Origin of the sequence: Bdellovibrio sp. ZAP7, assembly GCF_006874645.1 — a bacterium.
Classification (GTDB): Bacteria; Bdellovibrionota; Bdellovibrionia; order Bdellovibrionales; family Bdellovibrionaceae; genus Bdellovibrio.
In genome coordinates, this window is sequence record NZ_CP030082.1 from 2,392,704 (window position 1) to 2,414,221 (window position 21,518).

A 21,518-nucleotide genomic window follows, 5' to 3' on the forward strand; every position below is an offset into this window, starting at 1 on the left:
TAAGCATGGGATTTGAAACAGTTTAGCTTACCAAGGAGCGTTCCCATGTCACTGCCAAAAACAGCCAAAGAAGCACTCTATGAGGGTCGTTACAGCGACGCTCTGGTTTTATTGGATGCGCAGCTAAAGGCCACTCCTCAAGATATCGAAGCCCTTTGCGATCGAGCACTGTGCTGGCATCAATTGGGTCTTCCACAGGAGCTTGATAGAGACCTTCACCAGGCCCATCAGCTACTCACTGGCCATGATCTGGCGGCTCGGGAAAATTTCAGTCATTTTATTTTTGTTGCAAAGTTGATGGAAGAAAAAGGTCTGTATTCGGAGGCGATTCAACTTCTTTCAGTGATTTGGGATGAGCCTTTAAGCATCAAACAAATGCAAATGCTCAAAATTCAGCAATTGCGTTTGGCGACTGAAACTCGCGATCTGCCATTGATCAAAAGTCTTTATGCAAGCGTCGTTGCGGGAACCAACCACAGTCTTAATTTTGAAATTGAGCGTGAGCATGCTTTAATGCTTGCGGACTTTGTTATATTTGGATTTGAGCAGGCGCTGGAACGCTATCAGATGGCGCTGACTCACGATTTGTCTGCGGCGGATATTTCGTTCTTAAAGGGCGAAATTATGGAGCTTGCGATATTATCGAAAAACTTTGAGGTTATTGCCTCATTGAATCCTGATTCTGCTCTTGAAGGCGAATATGAAAAGCTTCAGGCAGCAATGGGTCTTGCCTTTATCAATAAGGCGCAGGACTTTGAATTTTCAACTCTCCGACTGGAAAAGACGCTGAGCTTGGTTTCGATGTTAAGGGTTTTACGCCAGGCGGTGCTTTTATTTCCGCAGTCTCCTCTAAGGGAAAGTCGCTTGGAAAGATTTAAGTTCCACGTACAAAGACTGACTCACAAAACCGTGCAGGAAAACTTTTTAGCTCCGCTATACCTAAACAACATCCCTAGCAAAGTTATCGCCCAAGCGGATCGTCAAACTGTTACGATCAATGGGAGCGAAAAGATTTTTAAGTCCAAACTCTTTTGGCAACTACTTCCTCTGTTTTCAGCCGACAGCAAAGAAGTGGCCTTTGACGATGTCATCACCGCGCTTTACGAAGAAACACCGAATATACAGCACTTTGATCGCTTAAGAGTTGGTTTGACTCGTCTTAACAAAGATATTGAAATGCATTTCAATATCAAATCGTTTTTTAAACTTAGTAAGACCAAATTATCGCTTTTGATTCCCATCACTATTACAGCAGAGGTCGCAGAATGAAATCCCTCCTTTCACTCGTTCTTGTGATATTGAGTTTTGCAACGAGCGCGTACGCTGCTGACGAATGGAAAAGAACTGCCATTCCAGTGCGACCGTCATCGAAAATACAAAAGCAAATCGATCTGGCGGTTAGCCAAGTGTTTGCGGGTAAAATCCATAATACCTTCTGCCAGGTCTTTCAAAATAAAGAATCCTTACAAAAAAGCCTGGGCGTCACCCCTGCAACCGCGGAGTCTTTGCGCCGCAGTTGCCCGCGTTCTACGGAAACAACTGCGCTTAGTACAAAACTGAATTCAAAAATTTATCTTTTGTCCTTTAACGGTCCCCGCGATCTGGACAGCTGGACAGATTCTAACAACAGAACTTATATCTTTATTAACGGCAGATTAAGTCAGCGCAAATTAGAAAGCATCTTGCTTCATGAAATCTCTATCGCGCTAGATGCGAAATATAATTTCACGATGAAGGAATACCTCAGTGAATTGCAACGCCGCGGATATTCGCCTGCGGGCAATCAAAACGATTTGGAAAATGCATTTATAGGTTCCATGTGGAGACCCGTCGCTTTGACGTTTGCGACTCTTAGAGCATTCAATATTGAAGCTATAAATAACGGACGACCTTCGCTGACACTCTCGCAAAGTTCTTGTGCTTCGCATTTCCGACAAGCTTACCAGGTTATTCAGCGCATTCCTTATACGCCACCGGCGCTCACTACTGAAGCCATGCTCTACAATGCTTCGGAGCTTTTAATCGCCAGACAAAGCGAAGCGGTTGCTCCGCAGTCGGCGGCAGAAGCACAACGACTTATATCTTTGCTGTCGTCGTCCTCAATACAAGTGAGAGATTTCAAGGGTCGCCAGATCAGTTTCTGTGAATTTATGGCGGCACCTGCATTAACTTCCAACGCCTTGGGTAGTTTTTTAAGCAATGGTCCAAGACCAAGATTAACAGGTGGCTCTGGTGGCGAAAGTGGTTTTACTTCACAAGATGATGGAAAAGTTCAAGAAGCACTGGATGAGGCTCGTAAAGAACAATCCAAATATGCAGCCGACTACAGCAAGGTTCTTCAAGCTGATTCGATCCTGAGCGGAGTTTCCGGCGGCAATATTAATGATCGCAATTAGGCTGCCTTACAGAGAGCGGCCAACTCTAAAGATCAATTCCTAAAAAGAACGAAGCGACCAAGCAAGCAAAAACGGCAAAGGCCATCACTGCTAAGACACGATCTTTCTGTTTTACGAATAAGACACCCGTTAAAAACACGCGTGTGATGGGAAGTAAAACCAGAACGACCAAACCTGCCAATGAAATCAAAAGCGGACGGTCGTGCATAACCACGGCCCAGTGGATGGTTTCAAACAAAGATCTGGATTCGTAAGTTGTAAAGTTGTCCAACGTATCTCCGCTATTGAACAACTGCCACAGCCAGCCGATCAACAGCAACATCCCAGCGACGTAAACTCCACTGCGAAGCATTTTGCTAATTTTCAATTCCAGATCATGAAGGACTTTGTCTTGTTGAGGTTCAACAGCCATTATTTAAGTCCTTTCATAATCATTTGCACCGATACGATCGATAAAACGACGACAAAGATCTTACGAATAATTCCGGCTGGCATTTTTACCATGGCTTTTGCACCGGCCATAGAACCAATGATGATTCCAACGGCCACGGGTGCCGCGATTTCAGGTCGTACGTCGCCTTTTAACAAATAAGCTCCAGCACTTGCAGATGCTGTTACCCCAATCATGAAATTCGAAGTGGCTGATGAAACCTTGATCGGAAGTTTCATGGCGCCATCCATTGCCAGGACTTTAAAAATTCCGCTGCCGATACCTAGCAATGCCGATAGGATGCCTGCACCGAACATGGCAAACAAACCCAGAGGCACGTGTTCAACTTTGTAAGTCTTCCACTCGCCGCCTTCGGGGAATCCGCCGTCTAATTTTAATTTTTCTGCCCAGGGGTGATTATGGGCTGAGTAGTGTTCGTGACGTTTTCTTAGCATCATCAGAGCGGAAAAGAACAAGAATGTACCGAACAGCAAAAATAGAAACTGGGCTTTAATGTACGTTGCCAGCAAAAAGCCTACGATTGCGCCGCTGACTGTGCCGATTTCTAAAAACACGGCTAAGCGTAAATTAGTCAGAGAGTCTTTAAGGTAACTGGCAGCTGCACCAGAAGAAGTGGCGACAATGGAGATCAGACTGGCTGCGATCGCGTAGCGGATGTCGATGTGATAGACCAGAGTGAGAACAGGCACGATGATGATACCTCCTCCCAGGCCAAGGAGAGCTCCCAAGAAGCCCGCCCCGATTGCTGTGATTAGAAGAAGTATCTCATGCATAAAAAAACCTAGAACCTTACTTTTTCGGGCATTCGTACAATTTAACTAAGCGGGCACCAAAATATGTTCCGCGTTTTTTTAACTCCCAAGGTGGGTATGGCAAATACACTGCTTCTGCACATTGTCCTTTTTGTACAATCGCCCATTGACGATCTTCAGATGTGGCAGCAAACAATTCATTGGTAGTGTCATCTTTAATACTGATAGCGAAGGAAAACACTTTTTCATTCAGCTCGCCACCGGCACGGGCAATCAAAGCCACCGGAAGCTCGACACGTTCCACATTGATGACTTCTCCGACGACCGTTTTTGAAAAGATCACGCTGTAGTTCGCAAGAACAACCCAAACAATCGCGACCAAAAGAACAAAGCCCAGAACCGATTTCAAAATTTTACTTAGTGTTGCCATAGAGTTGGATTATCGGGTATTTTTCTATAACGTCAACCAAAAGGACCCCGCAGTGTTTTCCAAAAAAGAAAAAATCCTTCTCGGCATTCTCGCTTCTGTTCAATTCAGCTCTATCGTGGATTTCATGATCATGATGCCTTTGGGACCCCAATTGATGCGTCTTTTTGGAATCACTCCCCATCAGTTCGGACTCCTTGTGTCATCGTACAGTTTCTGTGCGGGGCTAAGCGGCTTCACTGCTTCATTCTTCATGGACAAATTTGATCGCAAGAATCTTTTGCTGTTTTTCTTTGTCGGATTCTCGGTCGGCACGGTGGCGTGTGCGCTTTCTCCGACTTATGAACTTTTGCTTTTGGCCCGCGGACTGACAGGAGTCTTCGGCGGAGTCCTGAGTTCTCTGGTGCTTTCCATCGTCAGCGATGCCATTTCTTACGAGCGTCGTGGTTCCGCGATGGGTGTTATCATGACATCTTTTTCAGTAGCTTCGATTTTCGGCGTGCCATTTAGCTTATTTCTGGCAAATCAATTCTCGTGGCATGCGCCCTTCTTCTTCTTAGGGATCGCTTCTTTGTTTTTATGTGTGGTTGCCTACTTTGGTGTGCCCTCAGTGAAAAGTCACTTGGAACACCCTCGTCAAAAAGAGGCCGTTTATCAGGGCTTGGTGCGTATCTTTAAGAATCGTAATCAGGTTCGCGCCTTGATCTTTATGGCTGCCGTTATCTTTGGTCACTTTGCGATCGTTCCTTATCTTTCACCCTCGATGGTGTCCAATGCCGGACTGACCGAGGCCCAACTTCCCTTGATCTATATGATCGGTGGCTTGTTCACGATCTTCACATCGCCGGCGATTGGCCGCATGTCAGATAGTTTTGGTAAGCACAAAGTTTTCTTGTATGGTGCAGGCCTTTGCACTTTGCCGATATTTGCCATCACAAATCTGGGACCTAATCCTGCATGGATTGTTCTAGCGATCACGTCGGTATTCTTTGTGGTTTCTGGTGGCCGGATGATTCCTGCCACAGCACTGGTTTCTGGAACGGCTTCTCCGCAAAATCGCGGAAGCTTTATGAGTATCGTCAGTTGCGTGCAACAGCTGTCTTCGGCGGCGGCAAGCTACCTGGCGGGAATAATCATCGTAAAAAGCGATGTGGGTCGTTTGGAAAACTATGAAATCGTAGGTTACATGTCGATTGCCGTGACATTGCTTGCGATCTATTTATCAAGAAGAATTCAAGCCACTGAAGGCCCATCCAAGACTCCCCAAGAACCTGTCGTTGCAGAGGTTCACTAGTAGAGCTTCTTACGACCTGCTTTAACTTCGGAATGACGTTTTTTTGAATCCAGGCGCTTGCGCACAGAGCTGCGCGTCGGTTTTGTTGCCACACGTTTTTTAGGTACGAACAAAGCTTTTTGCAATAAGGCCTGCAGTCTTTTTAAGCAGGCGGAACGATTTTGATCCTGGTCACGGAACTCTTCACTGCGAATTAAAATATCGCCATCAACAGTCAGCTGCGCTGCTAACTTTTCCAACAGACGTGCTTTAATATTTTCAGGCAAAGCTTGAGAGTCGCGCAAATTCCAACGCAGAATCGCAGCGGAATTGGTGCGATTCACATTTTGCCCACCCGGTCCCCGCGAGCGAGCATAGGTGAAATCAAATTCATGATAAAATTGCGACACATCAATCAACATTAAGAATGTGATTCCTTTTCGTGCGGCGTGAAATCCGCTTTGCCTTCATGGATTTTAGTTTCGTTTAGAAACACTTCAAATTCCACAGGAGAGGTTGGACACACCATGGCCGTTACACCACAGTACTTCGTCATCGAAAGCACCACTGCTTTGGTTGCCTGTTCTGGCTTGATATTGCTGCCTTTGATTTGGTATTTAACGCGAACTAATTTGAAAATCGCAGGATGGCCTTCGGTGGTTTCGGTTTGCGCATCAACATCGCAAGATTGAAGATCCAGTCGCATTTTTTGCAATATTGAAACCACGTCCATTCCAGAGCAGGCACAGATACTTGCGAGCAATACTTCCTTTGGAGATGGACCTTGATCGCTTCCGTCAGCAGGCTTTCCGTCCATAACGAACTTCATTCCACGTGACTCGGCCGCAAAAGCCAATCCTTTACCAGTCCACTGCGTCTTCGTTTCCATCTGGGCCATATTTGCCTCCCTGCGCGTCAGTCTAGACTGAATAACACACGAAGTAAACCCTCTGAAAATTTGCGTTATTAACATATGGGCAGTAAACTTAAAGGGTTAGGAGTATTTATGACTGCATTGATTGCTACAGCCCTGGTTGGAATTATCGCCGGTGGGATTTTGGGTTGGGCCTTGCACAAGTTGAATGTGAAACGCACACTTCGTCTGGCGCGTGAAGACGCCCAGGAAATTGTCGATGAAGCGAAGGAAGCGATCGAGCTGAAAGAGCTTGAGCAAAAAGAGCGCATTCAAGAAATCGAAATGGAAATGTGGACCAAAGTTGAACCTGACATGTTGAAGTCAGAAGGTCGCATTGAAGATTTGCAAGAGGTCGCAAACGAAAAAAAAGCCAAAGCCGATTCCATCGTTCAAGAAGAGAAAAAGAAACTTCAGGAACGCGAAGCCGACGTAAAAGCACAGGAACAGGCTTTACGTGGCCAAGAAGCCGAACTTACGAAAATCAAGGATGCACAAAAAGCATTGAATAATGAATTCGTACAAAAGCTTACGGTAAAACTGGGAACTTCTGCGGAAGATTTCAAAACGGAACTAAAAGCTAAAATGGAAGACGAAGCTGTTCGTCGTGCTGCGCGCTTGGCACAAGAACACGAAGAAGATGCAAAAGAACACGCGGAAACCCGTGCAAAACGCATCCTGGCTTTGGTGATCGACCGTTTTGCAAGACCGTATTGTCCTGAGCGCGGCATTGGTGCCGTGAACTTCCCGGATGCTCACGTGCGCAAATTGTTTGTGGATCCAGCGGGAGCCAACATCAAAGCAGTTCAAGAGAGCTGCGGTTGCGATATCATTGTGGAACAAGACATGGAAATGGTCGGCGTTGCCGGCTTTGACCCTGTTCGCCGTGAACTGACGCGCAGAACTTTAGAAAGAATCTTTAAAGAAAAGAAAAGCATCACCCCTGAGTTCATCAAAAAAATTGCTGAAAATCAGAAGAAAGAACTTTTCAAAAACATCAAACACGATGGCGATGCTATGGCAAAAGAGCTTAAGCTTGAGGGCCTGAATGCGGAAGTTCGTCAGATGATGGGTTCTTTGCGCTATCGTTACTCCTTCACGCAAAACCAATACTTTCACTGCGGCGAAGTGGGTTGGCTTGCGGGATTGATGGCTGCAGAACTGGGGCTTGATATCAAGAAAGCTCGCCGTGTGGGCATGCTACACGACATCGGCAAATCCATGGACCACGTGATGGAAGGTGGACATGCCGTGATTGGTGCCGACTTTATCGCGGCCCGCGGTGAAGCGCCTGATGTCGTTCACGCGGTTAAAGCCCATCACTTTGACGAACAACCCTCTACAGATCATGCCTTCCTGGTTATCGCAGCCGATGCAGTGTCTGGTGCGCGCCCTGGGGCTCGTCGTTCAACGATCGAGTCTTACAATCAAAAAGTTTCTGAACTTCAAGACATTGCTCGCAGCTTTCCTGGAGTTACAGACTGCTTTGTATTGAGTGGTGGTCGCGAGTGCCGTGTGCTTGTGAACGGTAAAAAAATCGACGATATGCACGCTTTAGATCTGTCTAAAAAAATTGCAGCGAAGATCGAAGAAGAGTGCAATTACCCTGGGCAAATCAAAGTTGTTGTGGTCCGAGAAACCGTGGTGAGTGAGCAAACGCGCAAAGAACTTGCGTAATTACTCAGCGCTTAATTCATATTTATTTAGCCTTTAGACTGTCGAAACACGAGTGATTTGTGTGTTTCGACAGACCTTTTATTAAGATCCCGTCAGACAGCCTCTTTTAGAAGATTCTCCGTTTTACATCGGTTCAAATGATCGAAGTAAGACAATTACAGGAGAGTTTTATGGTGCTAGATACCAGTTCATCGACATCACTAGAAAAACAACGCATCCCTCGAGTTCTTGTCATCGACGACAGCTTGGACTCCGTTAAGTTGATGTCACACATTTTAGATCACTATAAATGCGACGTTACCATGGCATTCGACGGTCAGGACGCCATCCCCCTACTTGCGAGCAAACCCTATGACCTCGTAGTGCTAGATTGGCAAATGCCACAGATGGGCGGCCGCGATACACTTTTGTTAATGGATCGACTGCTAACTGAGAAAAAGGTCAATAAGATCAAAAAGACCATTCCCGTGGTGATTTATACAGGCCACAGCGAAGAGGAATTGGATCTACCATTGGTGCGTAACTTCTCGTATTTAGGCTTTATTAACAAACGACAGGCATTCAGCTCCATGATGCGCTCGTTTAACTTTATCCTCAAAAGTATCTAGCTAACACAATCTTGTTACATGGTGCCCGAATTCATCTTTGATTCGGGCCTTTTTTTTGCTACTGTGAGCACCTATGAATCCTGACCCCTTACCCAATTTTCTAGTAGCCTCCCCTTTTTCAACAATTAAACTAGGCGACGACCGTGACTGAGTTTTTAGTCGTCATCATTTGTCTAGCGATCAATATGCTGTTGTCGGGCGCTGAAATGGCCTTTGTCACAGTTAGAAAAGTACAATTACAAAAACTTGGAAACGATGCTCGCGCGCGCCTTTTGTTAAAGCTGAAAGCCAGCCCTGAACGCACACTTTCGGTCATTCAGATTGGCATTACTGTCGTGGGTGCTGTCGCTGCTGCCGTGGGTGGTGCTGGTGCTGAAGAAGCACTTTCTCCGCTATATATTGAGCACTTTAAGGTTTCACCAAGCACTGCCGATGCTTTATCAATCGTCACCGTGGTTTTGCCTTTGTCTTACTTGAGCGTCGTTGTCGGCGAGTTGGTTCCAAAGACATTGGCATTACGAAAATCTTTGATCATTTCCTTATGGACTGCGCGTGCGCTCTATTACGGTGAAAAAGTCCTCTCCCCCTTTGTATCGATTCTCGAAAAATCGACACATATGATCTTAAAGGTCTTTTCTTTGGGACAAACCCATGATGCTAACCATGGCGAGCATGACTTTGAACTTGAAGATCTGCCACACCAAACGAAGCAATATATCATGAACCTGGTGAGCGCTGATAAGCTGCTCGCTCGAGACATTATGGTGCCCTGGAGTGAAGTGGTTTTCGTTCGCAAAGACGATGCCATTGAAGACGTGGAAACGATTATCGTTAACTCAGGTCACACCCGCATCCCGGTCATGCACGATAACGAAATCATTGGTTTGATCAACTCCAAAGAGTTCTTTACGGCTCTTAAATATAAAAACCTGGATTGGCAGACACTGATTCGCCCGGTTCTAAAGTTCAAAGCTTTTGAACCCGTGTTCCGCATTTTGCTGCAAATGCAGCAGCAGAATTCGCACATGGCGATCATTTATGAACGCGCGAATTTAAATGGCCTGGTCACGATGGAAAATATCTTTGAAGAGATCATCGGAGATATTTTTGACGAAGATGACGATGGGTTTGTTAAAAAGCTTTTGGCAGCGAAATCTCGCCGCCGTCCTTAATTCAAACTGCCCTTGGGTGCCCCAAGGGCGAATTAAAACTCCAAATTATCAACTTGAATTGGCAGGCCATAGACTTGCTCTTCCTGGGTATTACCTTCCAGCGCGTCGCCTACGACTTCGATTTTTCCATTCATAGTTCCTGCTATATCATCAGCAAACTCGATCCCACCGCAAAGCATGGCGCAATCAGTGCCCACATAGGTGTATTGATGATTTGCTGACTTTTTAATGGTCAGCCAATCTCCCATACCCAGAGCCAGCAATTCGTCACCGACGACACTGCACTTATACTCGCCGCCTTTTAAAATTTTGTCGCGGATGGAAACGCGGATTTCGCGAATGCGGAAATCCTTTTTTGGATTAGACCAAAGGAAACTAAGATTTCCGAGGTTGATGTATTTAGGTTTGATGTTATCCTGCTCTTGACCATCGTTCCAGGCCTTGCAGCTTTTTGAAGTGGATGGCACCGCCCAGATATTTTGATTCGCGGTAATTTGCAGCTCTGCCTGCGCGAACGACGAAGACAATAGCAGCCCCACAAAGATGGTCCCACCTTTTAATCCAAACACTGTAACCTCCGATGAAGCTCAAGCTTAAGAGAGCTCCCCTCTCGGAGCCATCCACCTTGGTAAAATACAAAAAGATTCAATTAAAACCCTGGGCACATCACCTGGGGTTTTCTATTTCAAATCACAGATCTTCAATCCCCTCTGGGAAACAGAAGTTGCGTCTCGCCTTGAGATTCTAAGCAAACCATATTTTGCGCACCTAATTTATCGCCGAAAATAAAATATCATCTTTTCGCAATTGCACAGCGGAGGACACTTGGGAAGAACCTACTCCATACAAAAGTTATTTTGGGTGATCGGGACCGCCATAACCGTCGTCGCATTTAATAACTGTGGTCAAGGGTTCACGATCCTAAATTCAACCTCCCTCGGTGGGAGCACTGAATTTTCCACTGCCAATGGCGAGACCTGCGAAGAAGCCATCGTTCAAGTTTACGCTAGCACCTTTCATCCATTTTTGACTCAGACTTGCGGTGGTTGTCACGTGGCTGGTGGTATCGGTAAAGGCGTGTTTGGTAGCGCCGATGTTCTGACTTCTTACAATGCCTTTACACCCGTGGGGCGGCGAAAATTTCTAGCCAAGCCGTAAATGCTTCTCACCAGCCGCCCGCGACGGGACCCGCAAATCAAGCGCGCATTGATGAAATCAATCTGTACTGGGCACGCGCTCAAGATAAATACGCTCAGTGTGTGGCGGATAATGGACCAGTGGTGCAACCAAGCCCAACGGTGACACCGATGCCGACTGCGACAGTAACCCCATCGCCAACGGCTTCGCCTTCACCATCACCGACTGCTTCGCCGACGCCTACTGTGACGCCGTCTCCATCACCTACGGTCACTCCAACTCCTTCGGTCACTCCGTCACCGTCGCCAACACCAACGGTAACTCCGACGCCGACTGTGTCGCCGACGCCTTCTCCAACATCTGCGACTGTGACTTACACTCAACTTGCAGCTTCGGGAGGAGTGTTTGCTACAAACTGTTTTGCTTGCCACAAAGCTGGTGGCGCCTCTGCAGGATTGGATCTAACCAGCTATACTCAAGCGAAAGCCGCGGCATCGAAAATCAAGTCGCGCATGAACAACTCAAGTAAGCCAATGCCGACTAGCGGTTTGTTGCCTCAGACACAAAGAACCCTGGTTGACACTTGGATTGCGAACGGCACTCCACAATAGATGATCTAAAAAAGAAAAACCCCAGGCTCACCATCTGGGGTTTTTTCATTTTCAATTTTAATAGATCAGATTACTCAGCGCAAACTTCCATTTTGCGGCCTTCCTTATCAACACTGATCGTTTTTTCAGTCGACCACTTATAGACAATCTTTGTATTGATTGGATCCCAGCTGGCTTTCTTTACTTGAATCTCAACAATGTAAGACTCGCCATCTGGAAGACATGGATTTTGATCTTGGTCATTATTTACGACTTTAACAACAGTTCTAGTGTCGTTTTCTTTGATTTCTTTCGCAATCTTTTCGATCGATACACCGGCTGCGAAAGTTGTGGAAGTCATACCAAGGATTGCGATAAGTGCGATTACGGATTTCATATTATCTCCTGTTAAATATTTGGGACGTTTTAGCTAACTGCTGACATCCGCATATTTACACGACTGCATTCTTACTCCGCAAGTTTCTACCCTATCTATAACTCACTTGTCGTATTCTAAATTTGAATACAGTAATATTTACCGCTATTTAACTATAGTTTTACATTAGAACGTATTCCATGGTGTATTCTTGCTGAACCTAAACTGGACACTTAATGAATACACCCTCCGCCAAACCCTCTATCTTGTCTTACGTGGACTATCGCCTGTTTTTACAGGCGTGGTATGCCTACAACAAAGAACATAAAAGAGGTTTTTCTTACGGCACGTGGACGCTGCAACTGGGTTTCAAAAGTCGCAATCACATCCGCTTGGTGATGATCGGCGAAAGAAATCTGGGTACGGATTCAATCGCACCAGTTATTAAATCATTGTCCTTGTCTGCAAATGAAGCGGAATACTTTGAACACTTGGTCCACTATGCGAATGCCACCAGCTTTGACACCAAGGACTATCACTTTCAACAGATTGTTCGTCTGAACAAGGGGCAACTGGGCTCACAGATTCGCGATGTTTATAAATTTCTATCCAATCCAAAAACTCCCCGCGTGCATCTACTCTTAAGCCTAAAAGACCTTAGGTGTACTGTTTCTTATGTTGCTGAGACTTTGGGAATGACTCAGGCCGAAGCCCAAGAAATCTTAAACAACATCCACAGCTGCGGACTGGCCACTTATGATCAAGCCACAGAAATCTGGGCAGCGTTAGAGCGTGATTTACAAATCCCCAACCAATTGGGCAACCAAGCCATTCAGTCTTTTCACAATAAAAGCCTGGAAGAAGCCCAAGCGGCGATCACCAAAAATCCAACAGAGCGCTTATTGAGCGCTCTGCTGATGACTTTGGACGAAAGCGAATACCAAGAACTGCAGCAAGACGTTGAGCAGTTCCAAAACTTTTTAACTAAGAAATACAGTTCAAAAAAACTAGCGGGCTCACGCATCTTTCAAATGAACCTTAACGTGATTCCGACGAGCTCCCTTCTGCAGGAAAAAGCCACCGAGCCTCTTTTTGAACAAGCTGAAAATAAAATTACGATGGAGATTGAGTCATGAAAATCGCCGCAATGCTAACCGCTCTTTTACTGGTGTCCTCCTTTGGATACGCCAACACAGTTCGCATTGGGAATGGTGGCGACACCCAGGCAGACCAGACCTTGACGGACCAAAACATCACGCATGCCATTTATCGTGCTGCCACTGATGCTCAACTTTTGATTCATGCTTGGCTGCGCAATCCCCCGTTTAATCTTCAGCTAAAGAAAAACCAGCCTTTGGATCTTTTGAATATCATTCGCACAACTCCGGTCGACATCATTGGTTACGATGGTTGTTCTGATGGCGTTAGCAAAAAAGATGCAGTCGCATATTCGCAACCTTCAAATCGTATTTGCGTAAGCTCGTTGCAACTAAAAAGCAAATTGAGCTCTGCAAACTATCGCCTGCAAATTTTAGCTTTGATGATGCATGAGTATTCACATCTGATTGGATTTGATGAAGCCGCGGCCACAGAATTTCAACAATACATTTTACGATTTATCGAATTCGCTGGCTATCCGGTGACTCAGCCGGAAGGCATCGACGATTTTGTTTTATACAATCCTTATTCCATCTTTGAAGGGGTTTGGAGCAATAAACAGCGCCTGTCCGAAGACGTGACCGCATACAGCAAAGACCTCCGCGAAAAAATCCAAAGCTATGCAGCCTACACGTCGAGCAACTACCCTTTGGTGCCACCACAGATGGATCTGACGGGCGATATTTTATTACGCTTAACCTATTTGGACTTAGTGAATAAAGCTTACTGGAAACAACCTGGAGATGCAGAGCTACGCAAGCGTCTGAAATTTATGGCAGGACATGATGGCCAGGTAGATATGTTGATTTTTAATAACTCTGATATCAACCCGACACTTATGCAGTTCAGTCGCACAAATCTGACGACACCGCGAGTACAGGATCAAAAGGAAGCCGACTTCAAAGCTTTCATTCTGCAAGTCGATCAACTGAAGGTCGAAATGGAAGCGTATATGTTAAGCGTTTTAAGGCCCACTCCGAAATTTAACTACTACCCGACACCACCTTCGAAATAATAAAAAAACCCCGGTTCATCACCGGGGTTTTTTATTTTTAAGCTTTATTAAAGCGGATCCGACTAAGGGATCACTTTGTTAGCGTGATATTGCTCTTCGTTGTAATCATCAACCAGGATCGCGTCATAGCGAACTTGGTCGGCTTCTTTAAGAAGCTTAGCTTCTTCCGCCGTGATGATGTTTTTGTTCAAAGCTTCATCAACCAAAGTGTTTGTCTTCTGTTTAGGAAGAGCTTTGTCACGGATGGCTTTTTTGATTTTCTTCTCAGCAGCTTCTGCTCTTAAAGAAACCGAGAAAGCGTAATCCAAACGGCCTACAGCTTGATCACGTTCTTTAGGAAGGTAAATACCTTGAGTCAAACGATCACGGATGCCGCCTTCTTTCATCATTTCTGATGCGATAGCGTGAGTCCAACCGTCAGAGGCTTGAGAACCGATAGAGTTGATACGAGACCAAGCACCGATCCAACCTTTAAAGAACCAACGAGCACCTGGGATCTTCAAGTTATCAAAGATACCGTCGAAACCTTTTTGGATTTCAACCATGCACATTTTCAAATTGTAGTGAGCGAATGCCAAGTCTTCTTCTTTGCGGCCTTCTGCTTCGAAACGGCGAAGGATCGCAGTTGCGATATACATGTGAGCCAGGATATCAGCGAAACGGCCCGTAATTTTCTCTTTCATTTTCAAAGAACCACCCAATACACCCATCGCTACGTCAGATAGCAATGCGAATGTAGCGGAAGCCCAAGACATACGACGGAAGTAAACTTTCATTTGCGGATGGCAGTCTGGAGTGGCAGCTAAGTAACCGCGAGAGCATGACAACAAGATCGCACGGCACGTGTTACGAACGATGTGACCAATGTGACCGAAGAATGCTCTGTCGAAACCTTTTAGATCATTAGCTTCGTAAGCTTTCACTTCCGCATAAGCGAACGGATGCGCACGAAGAGCACCTTGACCAAAAATGATCAATGTACGAGTCATGATATTTGCACCCTCAACCGTGATACCGATTGGAGTTGCGATATAGATTTCTGCTAGCACGTTACGGGGACCCAAAGAAATACCGGCACCGCCCATGATATCCATAGCATCGATGATCACTTTACGACCCATTTCAGTCGCATAGTATTTTTGCATCGCTGTGATAACGCCTGGCTTAATACCTTTATCCAAAGCACCCAAGCAATATCTTCTCATTGCTTCCAATGCATATGTCGAGGCACCGATACGAGCCAGAGGCTCTTCAACACCTTCGAATTTACCGATAGAAACACCGAATTGACGACGAACCACTGCGTGAGCCGAAGTTACGCGCATCGCAAGTTTAGTACCGCCTGTAGCTTGAGCTGGAAGAGAGATACCGCGACCCGCAGCCAAACACTCCATCAACATCATCCAACCACGACCTGCACCACCAAGACCGCCAACGATTGCGTCTTCAGCAACGACGACAACGTCTTTACCTTGTGTTGGGCAGTTATAGAACGGAGTACCTAGTGGATCATGGCGACGACCCAAAACCACGCCTGGCGTGTTCGAAGGGATCAAACCGCAAGTGATACCAAGGTCCTCACCTTTACCCAAAAGATTTTCGGGGTCACGAAGACGGAACGCCAAACCGATAACCGAGGAGATCGCAGCAAGAGTGATCCAACGTTTATTCCAGTTTAATTTAATTTTGATTTTGCCATCAGTGTCTTTGAAAAGAACGCCTGAAGAAGTGATCGCACCCGCATCAGAACCCGCATTTGGTTCAGTCAAACCGAAGCATGGGATTTCCAAGCCATCAGCCAAACGAGGCAACCAGTGTTTTTTCTGAGCATCAGTACCGTAGTGAGCCAATAGCTCTGCAGGACCCAATGAATTCGGAACCATCACCTGAATCGCAACTGCCAAAGAGCGCGAAGAAAGCTTCATGATAACTTCAGAGTGACAAAGTGCCGAGAAGCCAAGGCCGCCGTACTCTTTAGGAACGATCATTCCTAAGAATTTTTCTTTCTTGATGTAATCCCAAATAGCTGGAGGAATTTCTTTCGTTTTATAGATTTCCCAGTGGTCAATCATTTTACAAAGAGTCTCAACCGGGCCCTCAACGAAAGCTTTTTCTTCCGCAGTCAAATCCGGATAAGATTCTTTCATCAAGTTAGAGAAGTTAGGCTTACCAGAGAAAAGATCTTTCTCTACCCACACCACACCGGCATCAAGTGCCGCTTTCTCAGTATCAGAAATTTTAGGCAGAAACTGGAACTTTTTAAAGATCGCAAACACACCTGAAGTAACAAGTGCTGTACGAATCGGCGGCACGTTGAAGATCACTGCCAAAACAGCACCCACAACAAACAACCACATTGGAGCCGCAAAGCCCACCATGATGGCCGCTAACAAGATCGTCCAAACGATCAAAGGACTTCCAAAGAAGCCAACAAACAACAGCGCCACAATCGAGCCCAAAACCCAAGCCCAAGTGCAGCACTCTAAGAAATACCCATAAACGCTGATTGAATCCACGATGATTCTCCTTATTAATGCTTACCCCATTAATTAGACGCCTCAATCGTGCACTAATCAAGCGCGATCCCACATTTACCCAACAAATACGAGGGCTTAAGTACTGTCAAAACTAGAGCCCCAATCCTAGTTCCAAGTTTCCCTCTCCACCCACGCAGCAGAAAAACCCGGCAAAAACCTCCCCGTCCCCAGGGGGACAATGGGTGCAACCCCACCCGGGGGCAAGGGGCTGAAAGCCCCACCAGAAGCGGCGCTAAGTCTTCAAAGGCGACAGTCAGCCAGAAAACAGCGGCGCCCGCAGGGCCAGCCAAAAAACAAACGGAAAGCTCGTAGAATTGTCCCAAACAAGAGGGTTGATCAAAAAGGTCCAGATGCACAAAATGTCGAAGGCATTTTGCGGCGAAGCCCACGCGGAGGGAGCGAACCGCAGCGCAGGCGTGCCCCAGGCACGTGGGAGCGAGGACCGCACCCGACAACGAAGGCAAAAAAAAAGCCACCTAAGGTGGCTTTTTGAACTAACTAATCTAGCAAACTAATTACTTAGTTTCGCCAGCAGGAGCTGCTGGAGAAGCTGCTGGAGTTGCAGTTGCATCAGCTGCTGGAGCCGCTGTAGCGTCAGCTGCTGGAGCTGCAGTACCGTCAGCTGGAGCTGTAGTAGTTGTAGTCTCAGTTGTAGTTGTAGTTTCAGCTGGTTGGTTTTTAGAGCAAGTGAAACCAGTTGTGAAAGAAAGTGCTAGCAAAGCTGCGATAACGATAGCTTTCATTGTTGTGTCCCTTCGTAAATTTACAAACCCACCGAAATGGCGAATCTGTGTTTTTTGTTAATCTCGACTAAGGGCTAAGTTATACAAATTTATAATACCTTAGCAATAAAATTTTAAAAATTATTTCTGACAATGTCCGCACCAAAAAGTATTTCGACCGCCCATCACTTTCGATTTGATCTGTTGTTTGCATACAACACAGGGCTGTCCCGCGCGATCATACACTTTGAAAGTGTTTTGAAAGTACCCGCTTTCGCCCGAAGTTTGGGCAAAATCACTGATCGAAGAACCACCTTTTTTTATGCTCTCAGCAAGAATGCGACGGATCTCTTTTACGAGTAAATTTGCTCTCTCAAGAGAGAGTTTTTTTGCAGGCAAAGTGGGTTTAATTTTTGCGGCAAAAAGCGCTTCGCTCGCGTAAATGTTCCCCACCCCGACAACGATTTTTTGATCCATAATGGCGACCTTTAAAGCGATCTGTTTATTGCGCAAACTCTGCCACAAAGATTCGCCTGTAAATTCAGCACTCAGCGGCTCAGGCCCCAAGATCTTCAGTCTTGGATGCACAGCAACATCGTCTGCGGCCACAAAGTCAAAAATCCCAAACCGGCGCGGATCACGGTAAGCCAAGCGCAAACCACCTGAAAAGTGCAAATAGATGTGATCATGCAACCGTTCATCACCCTTCTCCGCGACTCGCCACGTCCCCGTCATTCCCAAATGTGAAAGCATCCCGCCCTTGTCGGTCCAAATCAAAAGATACTTAGCGCGACGCTCGACCTTGCGAACCTTCTGACCAATCAAAGTTTTTAGTTTTTTTAGCGGAATCGGATCGCGCAAATCCGGACGTTTGAGCTCAATATCTAAAAGCGTCGGTTCTTTTTTAAGAATTTCTTCCAGCCCCTTACGGACGACTTCGACCTCTGGCAATTCAGGCATACGCACACCTCGTGATTTCTGCTTTCTATCACTGCTTGCATTCGATCACCAACCCAAATAGCGTCATCCTTGATGAAATATAATGCCCTTTCCATTGTTTGGCCGAACGGAAGTAAAATTGCGTCGGGCGAGAAAAAGCTAGAGATCCGATCTTGGACTCCCCCAGCCGACTTTGATTTCAAGGGGGATCTTCTGATTGTTGAAAACAACAACTTCCTGAGAAAAGAGGGCGAAATCGATCCCGCGGGTAAACCCGTCGCCTTAGTTAAGATTAAAAATGTCAGACCTTTTAGGGCCGATGATTTATTGGATGCTTGCTGGGATAAGTGGGAACCTGGTTTGTTTGCTTGGGAATTGACTGACGTGCGTCCGCTTAAATCAGACAAGGTGGCTGTCGCGGCTCGGAAGATTTACGAACTGGAGATCGACCTATAAGCCTTCGTACAACAACACTTTAGGTATCTAAAAAGCAAAAAGCCTGCTCATTTCTGCGCAGGCTTTTTTTTAAATAAATATTTTCTTAAACTGCCGTTTGCTGATCTGCTGCATGGATGGCGTCGGATTTTAAGCCGGTTAACGACGCCAGATTTTCAATCGTTGACGTCAACCCTTGCGTCGATTCATTTAGACGTGCCGCTGCTTCCGAGATCGCTTCTGAAGAGGCCGCATTTGACTGCGTCACTTGATCTAGCTGATTCATAGCTTGAGTGATTTGCGAAACACCGGTGCTTTGTTCATTGCTGGCTGTGGAAATTTCGTTATTGAGGCCTGCTACCTTAGTCACAGAACTTACGATTTTCTGCAATGCTTCGGCACTGGTTTCAGCGACATTTTTACCCGCCTCTACTTGATCAACACTTTCCGAGATCAAACCCGAGATTTCTTTGGCAGAAGCAGCACTTCGTTGTGCCAGCGCACGAACTGCTTCAGCCACGACCGCAAAGCCTTTGCCCTGTTCCCCTGCACGCGCAGCTTCAACCGCGGCGTTAAGTGCCAATAAATTTGTTTGGAACGCGATATCGTCGATCACAGACACGATGTCTTCAATTTTTTTAGAAGAGTTTACGATCGCACCCATGGCATTCATTAGGTTCTGAATTTCACGAGAGCCTTCTTCCGCCGTACTTTTCGAAGTTTGTGACAATGTGGATGCAGAAAGCGCGTTCTCGGCATTCATTTTAACCATGCTTGATAGCTCTTCCAAAGAGGCCACGGTTTCTTCTAGCGATGCTGCCGACTCGGTTGATGCCGCAGACAAATCTGCACTTGAACTGCTAAGACTTGCCACGGATTCGCGAATTTGCACATAGGACTTCGTTAAAGATTCAGCTTGGGTACGGATACCCTGACGAAGCGCGCGCGAAGATAACAACATCGTCATAGATAAAACAACGATAAGCCCGGCCACACTGTATAGAGCCAACGTTGAATACCGAAGCGCTTCCTCGACGCGAGCAAAAGTTCGCGCCTCCATCATTTTTAAAAACTGCTGAATGGGTTCACCAATCGAAGCTGCCGCTTTGTGATAGAAATCATCATGCATCAATTTTCTTGCGAGATCTAAATCAGGATCCTTTTGAATTGTGAATTTCCCACTTCCGTCAGCAAATAAACCTTTAACCGCATTCATGGCGATCGTTTCTTGCTTAGCCAAGTCATTAGAGCGCTTCTCGGCCTCAGTTAACAGAGCAAATTCTTGATCAGTAAATCCAGCTTGGCGCATCAATTCTTTCAAGGCAATTTTACGGCCGTCAGGGCGAGCCTTTTCACCGTTACGAATCGCGATAATATCAAAGTACTCTGTTTCAAATTTCGGATCTTTCGTCACAACAAAAGTACGAGCGGTGCGTGTAAGATCATACGAGCTTTGCTGCAGCTCTCCTGCAAGCTTCATCGAAACGAATTTATTGTCGTGGGCTTTATTTAGCTCCGACTTGTAGTGAAACGAAATCGCAATGGCGACGTACAAAGCGACAACCGATGTAACAGACAAAATATTAAACAGACGAACTTTGGCAAAAATGTTCACGCTTCCTCCCGAGAAACACGGATATTTATCGGGATTTCAGATCGGAGTTCTAAGCAAGCCTAAGAGTCTAGAACTGGATTTTTGATCGGAACTTAACTGCAATTTGGACTAATAAATAAAAGTTTATTCGGTCGAGCCGCATCCAAAATAGAAACACGATCGGCCTGAATAAGGCTTTTTATTAACGACGCATCTTGCATACATCAATTACGGTTTAAAATAATTTTACTATGTTCATCTTCAATACTTCTCTAAACATTCCCCGTGACGTCACTAAGATCACCGCCTAGCGTTTGATTTCAACTACGGAGGACTCTTCATGAACATTTATGATTTTATTACGGCACAACACAACCTGGTCTTACAGAAAGTCGATTTGATCCGCAGTCTTCATATTTCTGACAAAGTCAGCCGCGATATATTCGTGAAGGATCTTTACGAAAGCCTGGAAAACCTTTTCCGCACAGAACAGATTTCCTTTTACCCACCACTTTTAGAATCCAAACAATACGGTGACATCACCGAGACAGCTTTGATGCAACAGCGTAATATTTTAAACAGCATTCAAATGATCCCACATCTGTCACAAGAAGAATTCATGCAGACACTTCTACGAACACTGGCCATCTTAAATGCCTATAACTCCAATCAACAATTATTTCTTTTTACCGTTTTGCGGAATCAACTAGCGCCCGACGTTGCTGTAAGGTTGGGAACTTTTGCCATGCAATTTCATACGGAACTTACGATCGGTAAAGACTTGCAAACAGCTTATGATGTTTGCAGTCACTTGATGCCTTCCACCTTTTCTACGAAATCTCGTGGCCATATCAAAGCCATGGCCAATCAAGTTCGCCAAGCCTAACCAGCACTGCCACAATAAAAAAGGACGATGGATTAAACCACCGTCCTCTATTTTTCAAAGACTTTAATCTTATCTTCTTAAGGTGTTGTTATCTGTTGTGGATTCGTCTTCCATCGCTCTGCGACCGAAATCATTCAAATCTAGAGATTTTGAAGGACGCGATACCCGTGGATTCGTTGGCATTGCGGAAATATCATCACGTGCCCAAGGGTCAGATGATTTAGGATGACGAGTGTTAATATTTTCTGAATTAGATGGCGGCGGATAAGGTTTATTTTTACTTTTACTATAATCTGCCGCCATGGATGTGCTCGTAGCCATAACAAAAATCGATGTGAGGACAAGACCTTTCAGTTTCATAGTTGCTCCTTTTATTAGCTCCTTCATGGTCCATGAAATTAAGGGCTTTGAGCAGCCGGATCTTATTTTTATTTTCAAAAAACAAGGGAACACGTTCCCG

Annotated in this window: 24 protein-coding genes; 12 read left to right on the top strand and 12 right to left on the bottom strand. The window is 45.7% G+C overall.

Translation table 11 applies throughout. The features are described from left to right. Window positions 1-45 precede the first annotated feature (45 nt). Together DOM22_RS11540 and DOM22_RS11545 are read left to right on the top strand one after the other, a co-directional pair. On the top strand, window positions 46-1,269 hold the full coding sequence (locus DOM22_RS11540; protein WP_142700521.1) for a M48 family metallopeptidase: 1,224 nt from the start codon (window positions 46-48) through the stop codon (window positions 1,267-1,269). After that, entirely contained in the window at window positions 1,266-2,396 is a 1,131-nt protein-coding gene (locus DOM22_RS11545; RefSeq protein WP_142700522.1) for a hypothetical protein, read from the top strand. The genes DOM22_RS11540 and DOM22_RS11545 overlap by 4 nt, the downstream gene beginning before the upstream one ends. A gap of 25 nt (window positions 2,397-2,421) precedes the next feature. Here the strand turns inward: DOM22_RS11545 and DOM22_RS11550 are convergent, their stop codons facing one another. From DOM22_RS11550 to DOM22_RS11560, 3 genes are read right to left on the bottom strand one after another with little or no spacing between them, the layout of a single operon-like run. Next, a complete protein-coding gene (locus DOM22_RS11550) occupies window positions 2,422-2,808 on the bottom strand; it encodes a DUF1634 domain-containing protein (protein ID WP_142700523.1) in 387 nt (128 codons plus the stop codon). Next, the gene (locus DOM22_RS11555; RefSeq protein WP_142700524.1) at window positions 2,808-3,620 is read right to left on the bottom strand and encodes a sulfite exporter TauE/SafE family protein; all 813 of its coding nucleotides are present in this window, start codon (window positions 3,618-3,620) and stop codon (window positions 2,808-2,810) included. The genes DOM22_RS11550 and DOM22_RS11555 overlap by 1 nt, the downstream gene beginning before the upstream one ends. Window positions 3,621-3,636: 16 nt before the next feature. Continuing rightward, window positions 3,637-4,029, bottom strand: a complete 393-nt coding sequence (locus DOM22_RS11560; RefSeq protein ID WP_142700525.1) for a hypothetical protein — start codon at window positions 4,027-4,029, stop codon at window positions 3,637-3,639. 52 nt (window positions 4,030-4,081) lie between these two features. Between DOM22_RS11560 and DOM22_RS11565 the strand changes: the two genes are divergently transcribed. Continuing rightward, window positions 4,082-5,320, top strand: a complete 1,239-nt coding sequence (locus DOM22_RS11565) for an MFS transporter (protein ID WP_142700526.1) — start codon at window positions 4,082-4,084, stop codon at window positions 5,318-5,320. On the opposite strand, the gene arfB is transcribed toward DOM22_RS11565, so the two are convergent. Both arfB and DOM22_RS11575 read right to left on the bottom strand, forming a co-directional pair. Further along, window positions 5,317-5,721, bottom strand: coding sequence for an alternative ribosome rescue aminoacyl-tRNA hydrolase ArfB (gene arfB / locus DOM22_RS11570; protein ID WP_246845602.1), 405 nt, complete (start codon window positions 5,719-5,721; stop codon window positions 5,317-5,319). The two genes, DOM22_RS11565 and arfB, sit on opposite strands and share 4 nt — an antisense overlap. Further along, window positions 5,721-6,188 carry an OsmC family protein gene (locus DOM22_RS11575; protein WP_246845603.1) on the bottom strand — a complete coding sequence of 156 codons (468 nt, stop codon included), beginning with the start codon at window positions 6,186-6,188 and terminating at the stop codon, window positions 5,721-5,723. The genes arfB and DOM22_RS11575 overlap by 1 nt, the downstream gene beginning before the upstream one ends. A gap of 117 nt (window positions 6,189-6,305) precedes the next feature. Between DOM22_RS11575 and DOM22_RS11580 the strand changes: the two genes are divergently transcribed. The 3 genes from DOM22_RS11580 to DOM22_RS11590 all read left to right on the top strand — a co-directional run bounded on the left by DOM22_RS11580 (window position 6,306) and on the right by DOM22_RS11590 (window position 9,669). After that, window positions 6,306-7,889: an Rnase Y domain-containing protein gene (locus DOM22_RS11580; protein WP_142700528.1), complete on the top strand. Its 1,584-nt coding sequence runs from the start codon at window positions 6,306-6,308 to the stop codon at window positions 7,887-7,889. 170 nt (window positions 7,890-8,059) lie between these two features. Next, entirely contained in the window at window positions 8,060-8,497 is a 438-nt protein-coding gene (locus DOM22_RS11585) for a response regulator (RefSeq protein WP_142700529.1), read from the top strand. A gap of 143 nt (window positions 8,498-8,640) precedes the next feature. Then, a complete protein-coding gene (locus DOM22_RS11590; protein ID WP_142700530.1) occupies window positions 8,641-9,669 on the top strand; it encodes a hemolysin family protein in 1,029 nt (342 codons plus the stop codon). A gap of 32 nt (window positions 9,670-9,701) precedes the next feature. Here the strand turns inward: DOM22_RS11590 and DOM22_RS11595 are convergent, their stop codons facing one another. Beyond that, window positions 9,702-10,238, bottom strand: a complete 537-nt coding sequence (locus DOM22_RS11595) for a hypothetical protein (protein ID WP_142700531.1) — start codon at window positions 10,236-10,238, stop codon at window positions 9,702-9,704. A gap of 256 nt (window positions 10,239-10,494) precedes the next feature. Here DOM22_RS11595 and DOM22_RS11600 point away from each other — a divergent pair, with 256 nt between their 5' ends. Next, window positions 10,495-10,827 carry a hypothetical protein gene (locus DOM22_RS11600; RefSeq protein WP_142700532.1) on the top strand — a complete coding sequence of 111 codons (333 nt, stop codon included), beginning with the start codon at window positions 10,495-10,497 and terminating at the stop codon, window positions 10,825-10,827. Between the two features lie 101 nt (window positions 10,828-10,928). Then, entirely contained in the window at window positions 10,929-11,417 is a 489-nt protein-coding gene (locus DOM22_RS20005) for a hypothetical protein (RefSeq protein ID WP_210415618.1), read from the top strand. A gap of 70 nt (window positions 11,418-11,487) precedes the next feature. Here DOM22_RS20005 and DOM22_RS11610 read toward each other — a convergent pair whose 3' ends face one another. Then, a complete protein-coding gene (locus DOM22_RS11610; RefSeq protein WP_142700533.1) occupies window positions 11,488-11,793 on the bottom strand; it encodes a hypothetical protein in 306 nt (101 codons plus the stop codon). Between the two features lie 215 nt (window positions 11,794-12,008). On the opposite strand from DOM22_RS11610, the gene DOM22_RS11615 reads away from it, so the two are divergent. Then, window positions 12,009-12,908 carry a TIGR02147 family protein gene (locus DOM22_RS11615; protein WP_142700534.1) on the top strand — a complete coding sequence of 300 codons (900 nt, stop codon included), beginning with the start codon at window positions 12,009-12,011 and terminating at the stop codon, window positions 12,906-12,908. After that, the gene (locus tag DOM22_RS11620) at window positions 12,905-13,945 is read left to right on the top strand and encodes a hypothetical protein (protein WP_142700535.1); all 1,041 of its coding nucleotides are present in this window, start codon (window positions 12,905-12,907) and stop codon (window positions 13,943-13,945) included. The genes DOM22_RS11615 and DOM22_RS11620 overlap by 4 nt, the downstream gene beginning before the upstream one ends. A gap of 62 nt (window positions 13,946-14,007) precedes the next feature. On the opposite strand, the gene DOM22_RS11625 is transcribed toward DOM22_RS11620, so the two are convergent. From DOM22_RS11625 to mutM, 3 genes are all read right to left on the bottom strand, one after another. Then, complete coding sequence (locus DOM22_RS11625) at window positions 14,008-16,461, bottom strand: acyl-CoA dehydrogenase (RefSeq protein WP_142700536.1); 2,454 nt, start codon at window positions 16,459-16,461, stop codon at window positions 14,008-14,010. 536 nt (window positions 16,462-16,997) lie between these two features. After that, entirely contained in the window at window positions 16,998-17,225 is a 228-nt protein-coding gene (locus tag DOM22_RS11630; RefSeq protein WP_142700537.1) for an acylneuraminate cytidylyltransferase, read from the bottom strand. A gap of 120 nt (window positions 17,226-17,345) precedes the next feature. After that, a complete protein-coding gene (gene mutM / locus DOM22_RS11635; protein WP_142700538.1) occupies window positions 17,346-18,164 on the bottom strand; it encodes a bifunctional DNA-formamidopyrimidine glycosylase/DNA-(apurinic or apyrimidinic site) lyase in 819 nt (272 codons plus the stop codon). 72 nt (window positions 18,165-18,236) lie between these two features. On the opposite strand from mutM, the gene DOM22_RS11640 reads away from it, so the two are divergent. Continuing rightward, window positions 18,237-18,599 carry an ASCH domain-containing protein gene (locus DOM22_RS11640; protein WP_142700539.1) on the top strand — a complete coding sequence of 121 codons (363 nt, stop codon included), beginning with the start codon at window positions 18,237-18,239 and terminating at the stop codon, window positions 18,597-18,599. A gap of 85 nt (window positions 18,600-18,684) precedes the next feature. Here the strand turns inward: DOM22_RS11640 and DOM22_RS11645 are convergent, their stop codons facing one another. Beyond that, complete coding sequence (locus DOM22_RS11645) at window positions 18,685-20,193, bottom strand: methyl-accepting chemotaxis protein (protein ID WP_142700540.1); 1,509 nt, start codon at window positions 20,191-20,193, stop codon at window positions 18,685-18,687. Between the two features lie 319 nt (window positions 20,194-20,512). Between DOM22_RS11645 and DOM22_RS11650 the strand changes: the two genes are divergently transcribed. Continuing rightward, window positions 20,513-21,058: a hypothetical protein gene (locus tag DOM22_RS11650; protein WP_142700541.1), complete on the top strand. Its 546-nt coding sequence runs from the start codon at window positions 20,513-20,515 to the stop codon at window positions 21,056-21,058. Between the two features lie 69 nt (window positions 21,059-21,127). Here the strand turns inward: DOM22_RS11650 and DOM22_RS11655 are convergent, their stop codons facing one another. Then, complete coding sequence (locus tag DOM22_RS11655; protein ID WP_142700542.1) at window positions 21,128-21,418, bottom strand: hypothetical protein; 291 nt, start codon at window positions 21,416-21,418, stop codon at window positions 21,128-21,130. Window positions 21,419-21,518: the final 100 nt, after the last annotated feature.